An 18,192-nucleotide genomic window follows, 5' to 3' on the forward strand; every position below is an offset into this window, starting at 1 on the left:
AACGGCGGAAAGATTATTAGGTTAAAAGTGCGGTCATTATTGGTGAAGTTTTTTACATCAGACTTTCCCAAAATGCTTTAATTAACGGCTCATTTAAGCGTTTTTTCTGTACGCAAATTCTCCGATGGCGCAGGTTTCCTAGCCTGTGCCGTTTCTTTTTAAGAGGGATATAATAAGCGAACACAGGGATGCGTGCGTTATTAACGAGCTTGAATGAGATTATTTAGAAATGCGCAGATGTTTTTTTAAGGCTTGATTTACAATCCAAGTGCAACAAAGCATAAATTCAAGTGCAATATTTTTGACAGACTAAACCGGTTAAACTTAGTTGGAATCTATCAAATTATTTTAGGACAATACCTAACTTATCTAAAAAAGAGTAAACATGATGAAAAAATTATTGTCAACAGCAGCGGCGCTTTTAGTGTCCGGTTTTATTTTAAGTGGTTGTTCAACAACTGAAAAACATTGGGGTTATACGGGAGATGTTTCGCCGGAATATTGGGGAGGGCTATCCGATAAATTCAAAACTTGTGCCGTCGGTCAAAAACAGTCGCCTGTAAATATTCAAGTACAAAAAGCAACGGATAAAGATTTGCCTGCGTTAAATATAAACTATTTAGCTTCAAAAGCGACGGTAGTTAATAACGGTCACTCTATCCAAGCGGATTTAACAGACGAAAACAGCACGTTAACAATTAACGGTAAAGTTTATACCTTAAAGCAATTCCATTTCCATTCGCCAAGTGAAAATACGATTGACGGTCAGTATTTACCACTGGAAGGGCACTTTGTCCACGTGGCAAAAGATGGCGGTATCGTAGTTGTAGCGGTACTTTATGAAATTGGAGGCGAGAATGCACAACTTGCAGATATTTGGGCCGGTATGCCCGAAAAAGCAGGAGAAAAAGTAAAATTAAAAGCGAAATTTAATCCTGCAACGTTAATTTCTTCAAAACAAAGTTACTATAGTTTTGAAGGTTCATTAACTACGCCTCCTTGCACTGAAGGTGTGGATTGGATTGTATTAAAAGCATACGGTCATGTAAGTGCCGAACAAGTAGAAAAATTTGCAAAAGCGGTTGGCGTTAAAAATAATCGTCCAGTTCAGCCATTAAATGAGCGAACTATTGCTAAATAACCTCTGGGACGGTGCAGGTTTCCTAACCTGTGCCGTTTTTCTTTTGGGGAGATTGATTATAAGTTCAGAAAAACCTAACCCATCTTTGCTAAAGAGGGGAATTTTTCTATTGTTATCTCTGTGTAGTGGTCAACTAATTTAACAGTCTCCGATAAGTTGTTTTTGCTAAAATCGGAGATAGACCTTGATTATAGCTATGTGGGCGAATGTGATTATAATACATCACATATTCTCTCACATCGTTTACAGCACTTTCAAAATCACTATAACCCCCTTTCAGCATCCATTCATATTTAAAACTCCGAAACCAACGCTCCATCGGCGCATTGTCCCAACAGTTACCACGACGGCTCATACTTTGTGTAAGCCCATGTTTCTTAACTGAATCAGTAAAGATTTCACTGCCATAAATACTACCTTGGTCTGAATGGAACAACATTCGCTCCGTGCGTTCAATATTCAGCATCGCATGATTCAGTGCATCTTTAACCAGCTCACTATCATGATAGCGACTTAGCTTCCAACCGACGACTTGACGATTTAATAAATTAATTACCACTGCTAAATAGCACCATATCCCATTGATTTTTATATAGGTCGTGTCACCACATAGCACGGTCGTTTGGCTATCAGGCGTAAATTCTCGACTTAGTATATTCTCAAAAACTTGACTGTTTCCTTTACTAGGATTGCGCCATTTTTGCGGTTGCTTACTAAATAATCCTTGCTTATTCATTAACTTACGAATTAAATACAACCCCACAAAAATACCTTTCTCTTTCAAATGCGATTGAATCGTTCGTTTGCCTGCTGAACTTCGGCTTGCATCAAAAATTGCCTTGATTTCAACGGCTAAAGCTGTGTGTTTCGCTGGCTTTTTGGCTGTGCGCAAATGGGCGTAGTAAGCACTTTCAGACACGCTAAATAGCTCACATAACCGGTTGATTCCTCGCGATTTTAACGTCGTAATGACTTGGTATTTTTGTTTTCGAGTGACATTAAAATCGCTGTAGCCTTTTTTAAAATGGCCTTATCTTCTTCAAGTTCTTTAATACGATTTTCAAGTTCTCGAATTCGTTGTTGTTCTGGGCTAATTGGCTTTGAACCAGCTAAAACGTAACCTTGTTGCTCCGCTTGAACTTGACTTATCCAGCGACGAAGTGCTGTTTCACCCACACCTAACTCTCGGCAAGCTTGAGAAACTGAATATCCTCGTTCAGTCACTAATTTTACTGCTTCAGCTTTATATTCTGCGCTAAATGTTCTTCTCATAATATTTCCTCATTTGTGATGTTATTTTACCACTTATTGAGGACTGCGGAATTAGTCTACCACTACACTGTTAGAAGCGCCTGTTTTTCTAAAAAGGGCGCTGTCCTCATAAAAAAGTGCGGTAAATTTTACCGCACTTTTGCTATTGGTTTGCTGATTAATCCCGGTTAATCGCCGTCATAGGCGCGTTGGAAGATTTCGATAACCTGTTGTTTGGTAGCTTTGCGCGGGTTGGTGAGCATGCAAACGTCTTTCATTGCATTTTCAGCCATGACGTCAAAGTCTTCCGGTTTAACGCCGAGTACTTTTAAGTTGGCAGGAATGCCTACCTGTTTGCTTAGTCGACGGATCGCGGCGATGGCTTTGAGCGCTGCGTCATCGGTACTCAAGCCCTGGATGTTTTCACCCATTGCGTTGGCAATATCACGGAAGCGGTTGAGGTTGCCGATTAGGTTAAATTCTTCCACATAAGGCAGTAAAATTGCGTTACAAACACCGTGCGGCAGGTTATAGAAACCGCCTAACTGGTGCGCCATTGCGTGTACGTAACCTAAGGAAGCGTTGTTGAATGCGATACCCGCTAAGTATTGGGCGTAGGCCATTTTATCGCGGGCTTTCATGTAATCCCCGTTTGCCACGGCTTTCGGCAAATATTGCTGGATCATGGAAATCGCCATTAAAGCTGCGGCATCCGTAAGCGGATTGGCTGCGGTAGAAACATAGGCTTCAATGGCATGAGTGAGAGCATCCATACCGGTTGCGGCTGTTAAACCCGCCGGCATGCCTTTCATCAGCAGCGGATCGTTTACCGCAATTTGCGGAGTAACGCGCCAGTCCACAATCGCCATTTTTACTTTGCGGGCCGTATCTGTGATGATACAAAAGCGGGTGATTTCGGAAGCGGTACCGGCAGTGGTGTTTACCGCCATTAACGGCACCATCGGGTTGGTTGAACGATCCACGCCTTCATAATCCTGAATGCGACCGCCGTTACTGGCAATTAAACCGATACCTTTCGCGCAGTCGTGAGATGAGCCGCCGCCTAAAGAAATAATACAATCGCAGTTATGGTCGTGATAGAAGGCGATACCGCTTTCCACGTTTTTATCCGTCGGGTTAGGTTCCGCACCGCCGAAGATAATAGGCTCTAAGCCGGCACCTCTTAGGATGGTGGCGAGTTGTTCCGCCATGCCGCTTTGAGCAAGAAAGCCGTCGGTCACGATGAGCGGTCGGTTGCCGCCCAAGCTTCTCATTAACTCGCCGACTTCTTCAACAGCGTTTTCTCCGAATACGTTTCTGGTTGGTAAAAAGTAATATGTTGACATAAGCACTACCCCCATGAGAAAAATAGCTTGAGTAAATTCTGTTTATCAAATCAGCAATTGCTGTTCGATAAATGTACTATATACCTCTTAAAAAATAGGCAAAAGGAAATTGTTACATTTAATTAACAAAATTTTAATAATTGTGACAAACTTCAAATTTTTGGCGGTTTTGAAGTGCCTATTTGGAGTGATAAGAATTAATGAACGCGTAATAACAAATAACCGCACAAAAGTGCGGTTATTTTTTCCTAAATTTTTGATCGGGTTATTTGGTTGTACTTTTAAGCAATAAATAACCTAATATTGCCGATACGGACGAACCAAGCAAAATACCTAATCTTGACAAGGTATTGATTAAGCTGTCCGATTGCCCGTCGGTAAAGGCTAAGCCCGCCAGGAACATCGACATAGTGAAACCGATACCGCACAAAATTGCGATAGCAAAAACCTGCTTCCATTTTATACCTTCCGGCAGTTTGGCAATCCCCAGTTTGACCGAAAAATAACTAAAGCTGAATACGCCTAGAGGTTTGCCCACAATTAAACCCAGCGCAATACCCAACGGCAGGGTGGAGAAGATCATATCCGTATTAATCGTGCCTAATGACACCCCCGCATTGGCAAAGGCGAATAATGGCAAGACAAAAAATGAACACCAAGGGGTGAGAATATGTTCAAAGGTATGCAGAGGACTTTTGCCTTCGCTATCTTTTTGCGGGATACAGAAACCGATAATTACACCGGCAAGAGTTGCATGAACGCCGGATTTTAATACCGCAGCCCATAAAATTAAGCCGAAAATTAAATAGGCGCATAAATGTCCCACTTTCATACGGTTGAGGGTAATTAAGCCGGCTATCGCCACAATTGCTACGCTTAGCGCCTGAATACTCAATTCCTCGGAGAAGAAAACGGCAATAACTACGATAGCGCCTAAGTCGTCAATAATAGCTAACGCCAGCAAAAAGACTTTCAACGGCAAAGGTACGCGAGTGCCGAGCAATGCGACAATCCCTAAAGCAAAGGCAATATCCGTCGCCATTGGAATAGCCCAGCCGTTACTTAATTCCGGGTGTTGATTGGTGATTAAGTAATAGATGAGAGCCGGCACAATCATACCGCCGATGGCGGCAACCGCCGGAAAAATAGCCAGTTGATAGCGGGAAAGCGAACCCTCAAGCATTTCTCGTTTTACTTCAAGCCCTACGAGTACGAAGAAAACCGCCATAAACCCGTCATTAATCCAGTGTAACAGGGTTTTGTTGATCATAAATTCGCCAAACTGAACGCTAACAGGAATGTCCAAAAAGTTAAAATAAAAATTATTCAAAGACGTATTAGCAAAAATCATTGCTAATAATGCAAAGAAAAATAATAAAATGCCACTTGCCGAGCCCATCTTAAAAAAGCGCTGGATTTGAGCCATAAACATGTTGCATCCTCCTTTAAATGTTAGATTTATAGATGGACTCATCTTAGCATAAGTTATAGATTTTTTATTACAAAACCATTAATTAAGCGTTAATTTTAGTAAATGATTAGATGATATCTAATATTTTATCTTTTTGGTTATAATGGCATCTAATTTGCTATTAAATTTTCTTATTTGAATGCGGATTTGTACGAAAAAAGTGCATTAAACTGTTTGAAAACAGTATTGTTTTACTTAAAAAGGCGCCTTTATTCAGCTATCTATAAACGGTTTTTTTCACCGCCAAAATGCTCAATAAGATTTTCCGTCAACTTTGCCAATTCGCCGGTCATCAAAATAAAATCGGCATCAAAGCGTTGGGCAAAGTCTTCTTTTAAAATATCATCGTTTTTTTCACGAATCATGTCGGCAAATTTCAACCGTTTTAAGGTGCCGTCGTCATTTAATACAAAGGTTAAATGCTCTTCCCATTCAAGGGCAAGTTTGGTCACAAATTTGCCCGCCTGCAAGTGAGAGATCATTTCTTCGCTGTCCAAAGCTTGATTTTTGCAGCGAATAATGCCTCTGTCGTCAGCCGCTTTAAGCTCGGCTTCTTCTAAGGGAACCAGCCATTGCGGCATATAGTTTTTAATGATCCAATCGGTCATCACCATGCTTGGCTCATTAGCAAAGGCAAGAGGTACCACCGGGAGCGAGCCTAAAGATTTCCGTAATAAAGCGAGCACATCTTCGGCACGTTTGCTTGAAGCCGCGTCGACATAAATTAAATTTTTTTCGGTATCGATCCAAATCGCCGTTTGTTGATTTTTACTGAATGCGCGGGGTAACAGCACCGATACCACATCGTCTTTCAGCGCCTGCTTTTCGGTTTTTTTCAGTTTGCGGTTTTCTTTTTCTTCTAATTCATTGATTCTGTTATCTAATTCCCGTTTTATTACATGCGCGGGAATTATTTTTTCTTCCTTGTGAGCTACCAATAAAATTTGTTTACCCACTGAAAAGCAGAATAGTTCGGCACCGCGCAACGGCGTTGTCCAGCCGAATTTGCTCATATCCGATTGACCGCAAGGGTGATAGGCGCATTGCGCCAGATTTTGTTGAAGTTTATCTTCCGACCAATCGAGCTCTTTAGTGAGCTTATAAATCATTGCATTTTTGAACCAGTACATTTGATGATGTCCTTACGAAAGTTTAAAGGGAACATGCCATATTCGTATAACATTGCTTAACAATCTTGGAACGATATGGGGTAAAATATTGCGGTATTTTACTCTAAATCGGAGAATTAAATGAAAAATAAATTGATCACCTTTATCGGTGGCGGAAATATGGCGCAGGCGATAGTGTTCGGATTGTTGAATAAAGGATATTCGGCGGCAAAATTAATTGTTTGCGATCGTAATGAGGCTAAACGCAACTTATTTGCCCAAAAAGGCGTTGAGGTCAATTTAACGAATGTAGAGGCGGCGGAAAAAGCGGAAGTAGTGGTGCTTGCGGTAAAACCTCAGGCGATGGCGGAAACCTGCGGCCCATTAAGCGCGGTGGATTTTAGCGGAAAATTGGTCATTTCCATTGCTGCCGCAGTTTCCGTAAGCCGTTTATCGGCGCTGCTTCCAACGGCGAAAAATATTGTGCGGGTAATGCCGAACACGCCGGCGCTGGTGTCGGAGGGCATGGCGGGTTTATTTGCATCGACAGGGCTTAACGGGGAATATCAGGATTTCGCTGAAGATTTGCTGAATGCGGTAGGGAAAACCTGCTGGCTACAAAAAGAAGAGGATATGCACGCCGTTACCGCAGGATCCGGCTCAAGCCCCGCTTATTTCTTTCTATTTATGGAAGCTATGGAAAAAACATTATCAAGCATGGGAATTTCACCGGAAAATGCCCGCACTTTGGTGCAGCAGTCCGCTTTAGGTGCGGCGAAAATGGTGGAAAACAATCCGCAGCTGCCCCTTTCGACATTACGCGAAAATGTCACTTCAAAAGGCGGAACCACTGCGGCGGCGTTGGCGGTGTTTAATCAATATCAATTAGATAAAATCGTGCAACAGGCGATGGAAGCCTGCGTTGCCCGTTCTCAGGAAATGGAAAAATTATTTTAATGAACGTTCGTCCTTTTACTTGGCTGGCGCTAAGTTATTTCGGTTATTATTGCGCTTACGGCGTGCTGGTTCCTTTTTTACCAGTGTGGTTAAAATCGCAAAATTACGGCACCGAATTAATCGGCGCGGTTATTGCTTCCTCTTATCTTTTCCGTTTTCTAGGCGGTATTTTCTTTCCTTCCCGGGTAAAACGGGCGAATCAAATTTTATCCGCCTTAAGATTATTGGCTTGGGCTAATGTTTTTGTTATTACTGCGATGGCGTTTGTGTCGGAAAGTTTCTGGTTGATTTTTATTGCTATCGCCGTTTTCAGCATGGTTAATGCTGCCGGGATGCCTTTAACGGATTCAATGGCGACCACCTGGCAACGCCAGATTAGGTTGGATTACGGCAAGGCGCGGCTTATCGGGTCGGCGGCTTTTGTGGTGGGCGTCACTGTGTTCGGTTCTTTAATCGGCGCTATCGGCGAGCAATATATTATCAGCATATTAATCGGTTTATTCGGTCTATATGCCGTTTTACAAATGGTACCGCCTCAGCCGAAACCGGCGGATGAAGATAAAAATTCGGCAAAAAGTGCGGTCGGTTTTGGCGAACTTTTGAAAAAACCGACTCATTTGAGGTTAATTATTGCCGCCATGTTAATTCAGGGATCTCATGCGGGTTATTATGTTTATAGCGTTATTTATTGGACAAATCGGGGTATCGCCGTTGAAACTACCAGTTTGTTATGGGGATTAGGCGTTATTGCGGAAATCCTGTTGTTCTTTTTCTCCGGTCGTTTATTTAGAAATTGGTCGGTGAACGCTATTTTTTATTTGTCGGCAGCCGCCGCTGCGTTGCGTTGGGGGGCGTTCAGCTACACTGACGCATTATGGCAAATCGCCTTATTGCAATGTTTACACAGCCTCACTTTTGCCGCTCTGCATTATGCCATGGTGCGCTATATCGGCATGCAGCCGCAAAACGCTATGGTGCGTTTGCAATCTTTGTACAGCGGTTTGGCAAGTTGCGCTTCCGTAGCGTTATTGACCGCTTTAGCCGGCATAATCTACCCCATCTCAAGTCATTGGGTATTTTTGGTGATGATGATTTGTGCGTTGATCGCATTATTTGTGATTCCGCGCAAGCCGACAAACGCATAATTCCGTTTGTGTTACCCACTCATATAAGGAAATATATGTATTTAGTTAAATTCAGTGTTATCAGCGCTATTATAAAGGGTGAGGACGAAAGATTTTATTGATAATCCGAAACGCCTGTCGGAGGACAGGCGTTGTTGATTCAATAAAATTTCTTATTGATGATAGTTTTCCATAAATCGGGCGAATTTGCTCAAGGCCTCTTCAATTTGATGCACATAAGGCAGAGTAACGATTCGGAAGTGGTCAGGCGCGTGCCAGTTAAAGCCTCTACCGTGAACTAACAACACCTTTTCCTGCGCCAGCAAATCGAGCACGAGTTTTTCATCGTCATAAATATTGAATTTTTTAATGTCGATTTTCGGGAACATATAAAGTGCGCCCATCGGTTTTACGCAACTTACGCCGGGAATTTGATTTAATAATTCATAGGCGCGGTTGCGTTGTTCGTACAAACGACCGCCGGGCACAATCAATTCGTTAATACTTTGATAACCGCCTAACGCAGTTTGGATGGCATGTTGCATCGGCACGTTCGCACATAACCGCATTGAGGCGATCATGTCTAACCCTTCGATATAGCCGCGTGCTTTATCTTTAGGCCCGTTTAAAATCATCCAACCCTGACGGAAACCGCAAATGCGATAGGCTTTGGACAAACCGTTCATGGTGATGGTTAATAAATCGGGCGCTAAGCCCGCAATATGGTGGTGAACCGCGCCGTCATATAAAATTTTGTCATAAATTTCATCAGAGAAAATTAATAAACCGTTTTGCCGTGCGATTTCGGCAATTTCCAATAAAAGTTCTTTGCTATAAACCGCACCGGTCGGATTGTTAGGATTAATAATAACAATGGCTTTGGTGCGGGAGGTGATTTTGCTTTTAATATCATCGATAGCCGGGAACCAATCCTGTTCTTCATCACAAAGATAATGTACCGCTTTACCGCCTGCCAAGGTTACCGCCGCAGTCCATAACGGGTAGTCAGGCATTGGCACCAGCACTTCGTCGCCGTCGTTTAAAAGCGCCTGCATTGCCATTGTAATTAGTTCCGAGGCGCCGTTACCGATATACACGTCATTTACCGTAGCGCCGTGAATACCTTTTGATTGGTAGTATTGCACAATAGCTTTACGGGCGGAATATAGCCCTTTGGAATCGCAATAGCCTTGTGCGGTCGGTAAATTGCGGATAACATCAATCAGAATTTCGTCGGGCGCTTCAAAACCGAAAGGCGCGGGGTTGCCGATATTCAGTTTTAAAATTTTGTGACCTTCTTCTTCTAAACGAAGCGCCGCTTTATGCACGGGGCCGCGAATATCATAACAGACATGTTCTAATTTATTCGATTTAGGAAAGAGTTCCATAAGGGCTACCTTAATTACTAATTACTTTTTGATGTTGTCTTTTGGGCTTGTGTTTAAAACTTCCGCAAGCGTCAGGAAAAGTTTTTTCAATTTACGCTTATTTTAAACGGAATAAAAGATTTACTAAAAAATTTTTTTAAATTGCGGTAGAATTAATGGCTCCGTTAACCCTTTGAGCTGGGTATTTTGTCGGTTTAAGCCGGTTTAGCTTTAATTCTTTCATATATGTTTCTAACGATGGATAGTTTGCAATCATTACAACAACAGCTAATACAGCAAATGGATGCGTATCAACCTTGTAAAAATCAGCCTGAAATTACCGCGCTTACGGCAAAAATTCAGCTGGAACAAAATCTTTTAGCCTGGTTGAAAGCACAACAAGATTATCCTCAGTTCTATTTGCATTGCCGGGCGGATTCTCCTAACGAGCAGGAAAACCATATTGCCACAATCGGGCAGGTGCGCACTTTTACAACGGTAAATCATGCGCAAACTTTCGTACGGCGGGCGGATTTCACTTTGGTGGGCGGAATGACCTTTAACGGCGAATGCGATTTTTATTTGCCGCGTTTATTGTTACGGCAAGTTGACGGCGAACTCACCGCGACCTTATTTATTGACAGTCAAAAGGATTTATCGGTAGAAAAGCAACTTGCCGGCAAATGTTTAAAAAATTTTACAAAATCCGTCGCGCTTGAGCCGGTTGTTCAATCCGTGCAGTTAGTGGAAAAAAAAGCGACGCAAGCTCAATGGTGCGAATGGGTGGAACAGGCGTTATTAGAAATAAAAAAAGGCAGTTTCACCAAGGTTGTGTTGGCTAATGAAAGTATTTTCAGCAGTCGGCAGCCGATAAACGCCATTGATTTTCTGGCTGAAAGCGAGAAAAAAAATACCGGTTGTTATCATTTCTTCTTTGCCCAAAAAGCGGATTGCGCCTTTATCGGCTCGTCGCCCGAACGTTTATATTTGCGTAACGGACAAGATTTACAGACGGAAGCGCTGGCGGGAACGGCTGTTATGAGCGATGATGAAGAGCAAAATCAGCGGCAGGGCGAATGGTTACTCAAAGATGAAAAAAATGAGTACGAAAATATGCTGGTGGTGGAAGATATTTGCGGTAATATTGAATCCTTTACGCAGAATATCGAAGTACAATCCGTAGAATTAAAACGTTTACGCCTGGTACAGCATTTGCGGCGGAAAATTTTCGCAAAATTGACCGCACTTGCGGCGGATGAAGCTTGTTTGAACGCCATTCATCCCACCGCGGCGGTGGCAGGGTTGCCGAAACAAAACGCATTACGGTTTTTAGCCAAAACGGAGACCTTTGAAAGAAGCTGGTATGCCGGTACCTTAGGTTTTATGAACCGTGCAAGGGCGGAATTTTGCGTAACTTTACGTTCCGCTTTTGTGGAACAAAACAGAATTCGTGTTTTTGCAGGCGCAGGGATTGTCGCAGGCTCTGTCCCCTTGCTAGAATGGCAGGAAATTGAAAGAAAAGCATCAGGGTTATTATCTTTATTACAAAATAGTGGAGAGCACATATGTCAGTAAGCACATTTAATCGTTGTTGGTCAAAAGTGATCCTTGAGACTTTAACACGTCACGGAGTGAAACATTTCTGTATCGCTCCCGGCTCCCGCTCCACACCTTTAACGCTTGAAGCAAACCGCTTGCAGGAACAACGGCGGGCGTTGTGTCATACGCATTTTGATGAACGGGGTTTGGGCTTTTTTGCTTTAGGCTTGGCAAAATCTTCGCAAACACCGGTGGCGATTATCGTAACTTCCGGCACGGCGGCGGCTAATCTTTACCCTGCTATTATCGAAGCGCGCCAAACCGGCGATAATCTGATTGTGCTTACCGCAGATCGTCCGGACGAATTAATAGAGTGCGGTGCAAACCAAGCGATTTTGCAGCAAAATATGTTTGCGGGTTATCCTGTTGCCAGCGTGAATTTGCCTCGCCCGAGTCAGGATTATATTGTCTCCTGGTTAATTTCTACGCTGGATCAGGCTTGTCATCAACAAGCGCAACAAGCAGGCGTGATTCATATTAATGTGCCGTTCGCCGAGCCTCTTTATGACGCCGATGAAGATGAAATCGACGTTCATCCTTGGTTGGCGCCGGTACAGCGCTGGCTTAATCATAATAAACCATGGGCGGATCATCAGGCTTTACAGGAAGAAGTGGTGATGCACGAGCATTGGGATAATTGGCGCACCAAACGCGGCGTGATCGTGGCGGGCCGTTTAACGCAGGAACAGAGTATGGGTATTACCGCCTGGGCAAATACCATGGGGTGGGTAGTATTAACCGACATTCAATCCGGCGTTGAACCAAGTCTGCCTTATGCGGATATTTGGCTTGCCAACAAAACCGTGCGCGAAAAATTATTGCAGGCGGATCTTGTGATTCAGCTGGGCTATGCTTTTGTCAGCAAACGAATCAACCAATTTTTGGCGGATTTCAAAGGTGAATACTGGATTGTGGATGAAAGCGCGCACAGAGTGGATCCTTATCATCATATCCATACCCGCTTTACCGCCAAAGTGCATCACTGGTTACGCGCTCATCCGCCGTTACGGCAAAAACCTTGGTTGCTCGAACCATTGGCATTATCTAAATTCTGCGCAAGTTTTATCGAACAACAGGTAGGCGGCAATTTAAACGAAGCTTCATTGGCGCATCATATTGAACGAATTTTGCCGAATAACGGAATTTTATTTTTAGGTAACAGCTTATTTGTCCGCCTTGTGGACGCTCTGGGCAAATTACCGGAAGGTTATCCGGTAATTACAAACCGCGGCGCCAGTGGCATTGACGGTTTACTAGCTACCGCAGCCGGTGTGGGAATGGGCTCGAATCAGCCCGTAGTCGCCATGATCGGCGATGTTTCCGCTCTGTATGATTTAAACTCGTTGGCATTGTTCAAAAACGTTAACCAACCGACGATTATTTTCCTGATTAATAATAACGGCGGCGCTATTTTTGATATGCTGCCGGTGGAAAGTTCGGTAAAAAGCGAATTTTACCGCATGCCGCATCATACGGAATTTTCGCAAGCGGCTTCAATGTTCGATTTAAAATATGCCCGTCCGTACACCTGGGCGGATTTAAGCTCCGTGCTGAAACAGGCGTATTCCCGTAAAGAAGCGACGGTAATCGAAATTAAAGTCGGTCCGATGGACGGTAGTAACACCTATAAACGCTTAATTGAACAAATCAGTTATGCGGTAATCGGTGCTTAAAATGAGTAAAAAACCTTGATAAATTTCAAGGTTTTTTTATAGGTGAATACAATGACTCTGGTTTTTTTACACGGTTTGCTCGGCACAAAATCCGACTGGCGGAAAATCATCGAAAATCTACCGCACTTTCGTTGCGTCAGCCTGGATTTACCTTTTCACGGCGAACATAAATTTACTGAAGCGAATAATTTTGAGCAATGTGCGGATTTTATCTCTCATCAAATCAAAAGTGCGGTAGGAAATCAGCCGTATTTTTTAGTGGGTTATTCGCTTGGCGGGCGGATTGCCCTTTATTATGCGTTGCAGTCTCAATGCGAAAAGGGGAATTTACAAGGTTTGATTTTAGAAGGTGCGAATCTCGGTTTAACCTGTGATGAGGCACGCAAAGTGCGGTGGAAAAACGATGAATTTTGGGCTCAACGGTTTATCACTGAATCTGCGGAAAGCGTGTTAAATGATTGGTATCAACAACCTGTATTTGCTCATTTAAACGCACAACAACGTGCGGATTTAATTGAAAAACGTGTTACAAACTGCGGTAAAAATATCGGTAAAATGCTGGAAGCAACTTCCCTTGCTAAACAGCCTTATTTAGGCGATAAAGTGCGGGAAAGTACATTGCCGGTTTATTATTTGGCCGGCGAAAAAGATCAAAAATTCCTCCAAATGGCGGTACAGGAAAAGTTGAACTTACAGCTTATTGCTAATGCGGGGCATAATGCGCATCTGGAAAATCCCGTCGAATTTTCGCAAAAACTGACCGCACTTTTGCGAAATCATAAAATAAAAAAGACGGATAACTTATGATCTGTTTATTTATCGGTTTTTCTTTCTAGATTTGCAAAACTTCCGCTATAATGACCGCACTTTTCATTAACTCAAAGGACTTACAATGTTATATCCAAGCGAAGAATTTCTTTACGCCCCGGTTGAATGGGCGGATCACAGCGAAGGTTACACCGACATCCGTTACCACAAATCCAAAGACGGCATCGCCAAAATTACTATTAACCGCCCGGAAGTACGTAACGCATTTCGTCCGCAAACCGTAAAAGAAATGATTCACGCCTTTTCCGACGCCCGTTTCGATGAAAAAATCGGTGTTATCGTGTTGACCGGTGAAGGGGAATACGCATTCTGCGCCGGCGGCGACCAAAAAATCCGCGGCGATTACGGCGGTTATAAAGACGACAGCGGCGTTCATCACTTAAACGTACTGGATTTTCAACGCGATATCCGTACCTGCCCGAAACCTGTGGTAGCAATGGTTGCCGGTTATGCGGTGGGCGGCGGTCATGTTTTACACATGATGTGCGACTTAACCATCGCGGCGGATAACGCCAAATTCGGTCAAACCGGTCCGAAAGTGGGTTCTTTCGACGGCGGTTGGGGAGCCAGCTATATGGCGCGTATTGTAGGTCAGAAAAAAGCCCGCGAAATCTGGTTCTTATGTCGCATGTACGACGCCAAAGAAGCTTTGAATATGGGCTTGGTAAATACCGTGGTACCTTATGCGGATTTAGAAAAAGAAACAGTGCGCTGGTGTCGCGAAATGCTGCAAAACAGCCCGATCGCATTGCGCTGCCTGAAAGCCGCCCTGAATGCGGACTGCGACGGTCAGGCCGGTTTACAGGAATTAGCGGGTAACGCTACTATGTTGTTCTACATGACGGAAGAAGGTCAGGAAGGTCGCAACGCTTTCAACCAAAAACGCGAACCGGATTTCAGCAAATTTAAACGCAATCCTTAATTTTGTTAAGTGCGGTTAGAATTTATAGAATTTTATGCGGCCCTTGCTGCCCCCTCAGTCACTGCGTGACAGCTCCCCCCATAAAGGTGGGAGCGAAAATCACATTATCGCGCCTGCACTGGCGGTACTAGCTATGTTGAAAAGACAACATTACTTTTCCACCTCTAACTTCGTGGAGGAGGGAACGGAGTGAAATGCTGTTGTCGTTATCAACATACGCCAAAAATATTGTAGTGGTAGACTAATTCCGCAGTCCTCAATAAGTGGTAAAATAACATCACAAATGAGGAAATATTATGAGAAGAACATTTAGCGCAGAATATAAAGCTGAAGCAGTAAAATTAGTGACTGAACGAGGATATTCAGTTTCTCAAGCTTGCCGAGAGTTAGGTGTGGGTGAAACAGCACTTCGTCGCTGGATAAGTCAAGTTCAAGCGGAGCAACAAGGTTACGTTTTAGCTGGTTCAAAGCCAATTAGCCCAGAACAACAACGAATTCGAGAACTTGAAAATCGTATTAAAGAACTTGAAGAAGATAAGGCCATTTTAAAAAAGGCTACAGCGATTTTAATGTCACTCGAAAACAAAAATACCAAGTCATTACGACGTTAAAATCGCGAGGAATCAACCGGTTATGTGAGCTATTTAGCGTGTCTGAAAGTGCTTACTACGCCCATTTGCGCACAGCCAAAAAGCCAGCGAAACACACAGCTTTAGCCGTTGAAATCAAGGCAATTTTTGATGCAAGCCGAAGTTCAGCAGGCAAACGAACGATTCAATCGCATTTGAAAGAGAAAGGTATTTTTGTGGGGTTGTATTTAATTCGTAAGTTAATGAATAAGCAAGGATTATTTAGTAAGCAACCGCAAAAATGGCGCAATCCTAGTAAAGGAAACAGTCAAGTTTTTGAGAATATACTAAGTCGAGAATTTACGCCTGATAGCCAAACGACCGTGCTATGTGGTGACACGACCTATATAAAAATCAATGGGATATGGTGCTATTTAGCAGTGGTAATTAATTTATTAAATCGTCAAGTCGTCGGTTGGAAGCTAAGTCGCTATCATGATAGTGAGCTGGTTAAAGATGCACTGAATCATGCGATGCTGAATATTGAACGCACGGAGCGAATGTTGTTCCATTCAGACCAAGGTAGTATTTATGGCAGTGAAATCTTTACTGATTCAGTTAAGAAACATGGGCTTACACAAAGTATGAGCCGTCGTGGTAACTGTTGGGACAATGCGCCGGTGGAGCGTTGGTTTCGAAGTTTTAAATATGAATGGATGCTGAAAGGTGGTTATAGTGATTTTGAAAGTGCTGTAAATGATGTGAGAGAATATGTGATGTATTATAATCACATTCGCCCACATAGCTATAATCAAGGTCTATCTCCGATTTTAGCAAAAACAACTTATCGGAGACTGTTAAATTAGTTGACCACTACAAATACGGCAAAAATTTCGCTCCCCACAGCGGTGATTTTTTCCGTTACATTTCTTATTAAAAGACAACTTTGGAAAAATTCCGGCTTTTTTTACAACATCACAAGACTTTTCAGCTAAAAAATGATAATTTCCTTTGACTATTTTTCTATCTGAAGGTAAGATTCACGCCCTATGCAAAAGGTAAAACTACCCCTAACCGTTGACCCGGTTAAAGATGCGCAACGCAGATTGGATTACGTAGGCTACTACGCAGCCGATCAGTTGGTTCGTCTTAATGAGTCAGTGGTAAAAGTGCTCAGCGATGCACAGGTAACATTATCGTTTTTCATCGATCCGCAAAAATTAGTGGTGATGAAAGGTCAGGCGCAGGTTGAGGTTGAATTAGAATGTCAACGTTGCGGTCAGACGTTCAATCAAACGCTGGAATGTACGTTTTGTTATAGTCCGGTGGCTAATTTGAGTAAAATTGATGAATTACCGGAGATTTATGAACCGATTGAATTTAATGAATTCGGGGAAATAGATTTAATTGGTACGATTGAAGATGAATTTATTTTAAATCTTCCAATTGTTCCAATGCATTCATCTGAACACTGTGAAGTGTCCGCGCAGGAACAGGTTTTTGGCGAATTGCCAGAAGAATTGGCAAAAAAACCGAACCCGTTCGCTGTATTAGCTAATTTAAAGCAAAAGTAAATTTAGGAGTATAGCCAATGGCTGTTCAACAAAATAAAAAATCTCGTTCACGTCGTGATATGCGTCGTTCACATGATGCGTTAACTACTGCTGCAGTATCAGTTGATAAAGCAAGCGGTGAAACTCATTTACGCCACCATGTAACTGCTGACGGTTACTACCGTGGTCGTAAAGTGATTAACAAGTAATTGAACTTATTACTTTAAGGTAATCACTTGAGTCGTCTAACCCTTGCGTTAGATGTGATGGGCGGGGACATTGGTCCCCGTATTACTATCCCTGCGTCTATAAAAGCGTTGGAAAAAGATCCAATGCTATCTTTGCTTTTGTTTGGCGACAGCCAGCAAATAAATCCCTTATTGGAACAAGTTCCGTCCGCTCTGAAAGAACGTCTCCGTGTTTGTCATTGCTCTCGTGTAGTTGAAAATAATCAAGGTTTATCCTATGCCTTACGTCATAGTAAAGGAACGTCTATGCGTTTAGCTATCGAAGCGGTACAAAAAGGCGAGGCTCAAGGTTGTGTCAGTGCCGGCAATACCGGTGCTTTAATGGGATTATCAAAGGTACTTTTGCAACCGTTAAAAGGAATTGATCGTCCGGCGCTTATTTCTCTGCTGCCGACAATGGACGGCGGTCGCACGGTTATGCTGGACTTAGGAGCAAATATAGATTGCAACGCGAATAATTTATACCAATTTGCTTTAATGGGTGCTATTTTTGCAGAAAATCAACTTGATTTGGTTTTCCCCCGGATTGCTTTATTGAATATAGGCATTGAAGAAATTAAAGGTTATAAATCCATTCGCGAAGCCGCCGATTTATTAACAGGCAACAGTTCGCTCAATTACATCGGTTTTATCGAAGGAAATCTCCTGTTAAACGGCAAAGCAGATGTTATCGTCAGTGACGGGTTTGTGGGTAATATAGCCCTGAAAACCCTCGAAGGGGCGGCAAAAAATGTGATTTCCTTAATAAAAGGAAAATCGCGCAATCATTTATTAAAACCTCTGTTTAATTGGTTAATAAAATTGCTGTTTAAAGACAGTTATCAACGTTTACAAAAAATAAACCCGGATCAATATAACGGGGCATCATTAATCGGATTAACCTCAATCGTTGTTAAAAGCCATGGCGCTGCAAATATTGAGGCATTTAATAATGCGATTCATGATGCTGCATTACAGGCCCGCCAACAAATTCCTGAAAAAATATTGGCAGGGTTACAAAAATAATCTAAAAATTTTAATAAAGTTGTGACATA

18 protein-coding genes are annotated in these 18,192 nt (G+C 42.8%); 12 read left to right on the top strand and 6 right to left on the bottom strand.

Annotated elements, in window-relative coordinates; genetic code table 11:
- Positions 1 to 385 precede the first annotated feature (385 nt).
- A complete protein-coding gene (locus A4G13_RS06600) occupies positions 386 to 1,141 on the top strand; it encodes a carbonic anhydrase (protein ID WP_090656333.1) in 756 nt (251 codons plus the stop codon).
- A gap of 133 nt (positions 1,142 to 1,274) precedes the next feature.
- Here the strand turns inward: A4G13_RS06600 and A4G13_RS06605 are convergent, their stop codons facing one another.
- From A4G13_RS06605 to rdgC, 5 genes are all read right to left on the bottom strand, one after another.
- On the bottom strand, positions 1,275 to 2,111 hold the full coding sequence (locus tag A4G13_RS06605; protein WP_157847505.1) for an IS3 family transposase: 837 nt from the start codon (positions 2,109 to 2,111) through the stop codon (positions 1,275 to 1,277).
- The gene (locus tag A4G13_RS06610) at positions 2,099 to 2,413 is read right to left on the bottom strand and encodes a transposase (RefSeq protein WP_165898014.1); all 315 of its coding nucleotides are present in this window, start codon (positions 2,411 to 2,413) and stop codon (positions 2,099 to 2,101) included. The genes A4G13_RS06605 and A4G13_RS06610 overlap by 13 nt, the downstream gene beginning before the upstream one ends.
- Positions 2,414 to 2,580: 167 nt before the next feature.
- Entirely contained in the window at positions 2,581 to 3,738 is a 1,158-nt protein-coding gene (locus tag A4G13_RS06615) for an iron-containing alcohol dehydrogenase (protein WP_090656769.1), read from the bottom strand.
- A 265-nt stretch (positions 3,739 to 4,003) separates the two neighbouring features.
- The gene (gene nhaA, locus A4G13_RS06620) at positions 4,004 to 5,164 is read right to left on the bottom strand and encodes a Na+/H+ antiporter NhaA (RefSeq protein ID WP_090656783.1); all 1,161 of its coding nucleotides are present in this window, start codon (positions 5,162 to 5,164) and stop codon (positions 4,004 to 4,006) included.
- A gap of 266 nt (positions 5,165 to 5,430) precedes the next feature.
- Positions 5,431 to 6,339 (bottom strand): recombination-associated protein RdgC, encoded by a 909-nt coding sequence (rdgC, locus tag A4G13_RS06625; RefSeq protein WP_090656770.1) that lies wholly within the window; start codon positions 6,337 to 6,339, stop codon positions 5,431 to 5,433.
- A 120-nt stretch (positions 6,340 to 6,459) separates the two neighbouring features.
- On the opposite strand from rdgC, the gene proC reads away from it, so the two are divergent.
- Both proC and A4G13_RS06635 read left to right on the top strand, forming a co-directional pair.
- Positions 6,460 to 7,275 (top strand): pyrroline-5-carboxylate reductase, encoded by an 816-nt coding sequence (gene proC, locus A4G13_RS06630; protein WP_090656777.1) that lies wholly within the window; start codon positions 6,460 to 6,462, stop codon positions 7,273 to 7,275.
- A complete protein-coding gene (locus tag A4G13_RS06635; protein WP_090656778.1) occupies positions 7,275 to 8,420 on the top strand; it encodes a 3-phenylpropionate MFS transporter in 1,146 nt (381 codons plus the stop codon). The genes proC and A4G13_RS06635 overlap by 1 nt, the downstream gene beginning before the upstream one ends.
- Positions 8,421 to 8,572: 152 nt before the next feature.
- On the opposite strand, the gene A4G13_RS06640 is transcribed toward A4G13_RS06635, so the two are convergent.
- A complete protein-coding gene (locus A4G13_RS06640) occupies positions 8,573 to 9,787 on the bottom strand; it encodes a pyridoxal phosphate-dependent aminotransferase (RefSeq protein WP_090656779.1) in 1,215 nt (404 codons plus the stop codon).
- 237 nt (positions 9,788 to 10,024) lie between these two features.
- Here A4G13_RS06640 and A4G13_RS06645 point away from each other — a divergent pair, with 237 nt between their 5' ends.
- From A4G13_RS06645 to plsX, 9 genes are all read left to right on the top strand, one after another.
- A complete protein-coding gene (locus A4G13_RS06645; protein ID WP_090656780.1) occupies positions 10,025 to 11,341 on the top strand; it encodes an isochorismate synthase in 1,317 nt (438 codons plus the stop codon).
- The gene (gene menD, locus A4G13_RS06650; RefSeq protein WP_011200959.1) at positions 11,332 to 13,038 is read left to right on the top strand and encodes a 2-succinyl-5-enolpyruvyl-6-hydroxy-3-cyclohexene-1-carboxylic-acid synthase; all 1,707 of its coding nucleotides are present in this window, start codon (positions 11,332 to 11,334) and stop codon (positions 13,036 to 13,038) included. The genes A4G13_RS06645 and menD overlap by 10 nt, the downstream gene beginning before the upstream one ends.
- 51 nt (positions 13,039 to 13,089) lie before the next feature.
- Positions 13,090 to 13,845, top strand: coding sequence for a 2-succinyl-6-hydroxy-2,4-cyclohexadiene-1-carboxylate synthase (menH, locus tag A4G13_RS06655; protein WP_090656781.1), 756 nt, complete (start codon positions 13,090 to 13,092; stop codon positions 13,843 to 13,845).
- 85 nt (positions 13,846 to 13,930) lie between these two features.
- Positions 13,931 to 14,788 carry a 1,4-dihydroxy-2-naphthoyl-CoA synthase gene (gene menB, locus A4G13_RS06660; protein ID WP_090656782.1) on the top strand — a complete coding sequence of 286 codons (858 nt, stop codon included), beginning with the start codon at positions 13,931 to 13,933 and terminating at the stop codon, positions 14,786 to 14,788.
- 296 nt (positions 14,789 to 15,084) lie between these two features.
- Positions 15,085 to 15,399, top strand: coding sequence for a transposase (locus A4G13_RS06665; RefSeq protein ID WP_165898014.1), 315 nt, complete (start codon positions 15,085 to 15,087; stop codon positions 15,397 to 15,399).
- An 11-nt stretch (positions 15,400 to 15,410) separates the two neighbouring features.
- Positions 15,411 to 16,223 carry an IS3 family transposase gene (locus A4G13_RS06670; RefSeq protein ID WP_243739756.1) on the top strand — a complete coding sequence of 271 codons (813 nt, stop codon included), beginning with the start codon at positions 15,411 to 15,413 and terminating at the stop codon, positions 16,221 to 16,223.
- Between the two features lie 183 nt (positions 16,224 to 16,406).
- Complete coding sequence (yceD, locus tag A4G13_RS06675; RefSeq protein ID WP_011201030.1) at positions 16,407 to 16,931, top strand: 23S rRNA accumulation protein YceD; 525 nt, start codon at positions 16,407 to 16,409, stop codon at positions 16,929 to 16,931.
- A gap of 17 nt (positions 16,932 to 16,948) precedes the next feature.
- A complete protein-coding gene (gene rpmF, locus A4G13_RS06680; RefSeq protein ID WP_005544470.1) occupies positions 16,949 to 17,119 on the top strand; it encodes a 50S ribosomal protein L32 in 171 nt (56 codons plus the stop codon).
- Between the two features lie 27 nt (positions 17,120 to 17,146).
- Positions 17,147 to 18,163 (top strand): phosphate acyltransferase PlsX, encoded by a 1,017-nt coding sequence (gene plsX / locus A4G13_RS06685; protein WP_090656743.1) that lies wholly within the window; start codon positions 17,147 to 17,149, stop codon positions 18,161 to 18,163.
- Positions 18,164 to 18,192 lie beyond the last annotated feature (29 nt).

The sequence above is a fragment of the Basfia succiniciproducens genome, assembly GCF_011455875.1.
Lineage (GTDB): Bacteria > Pseudomonadota > Gammaproteobacteria > Enterobacterales > Pasteurellaceae > Basfia > Basfia succiniciproducens.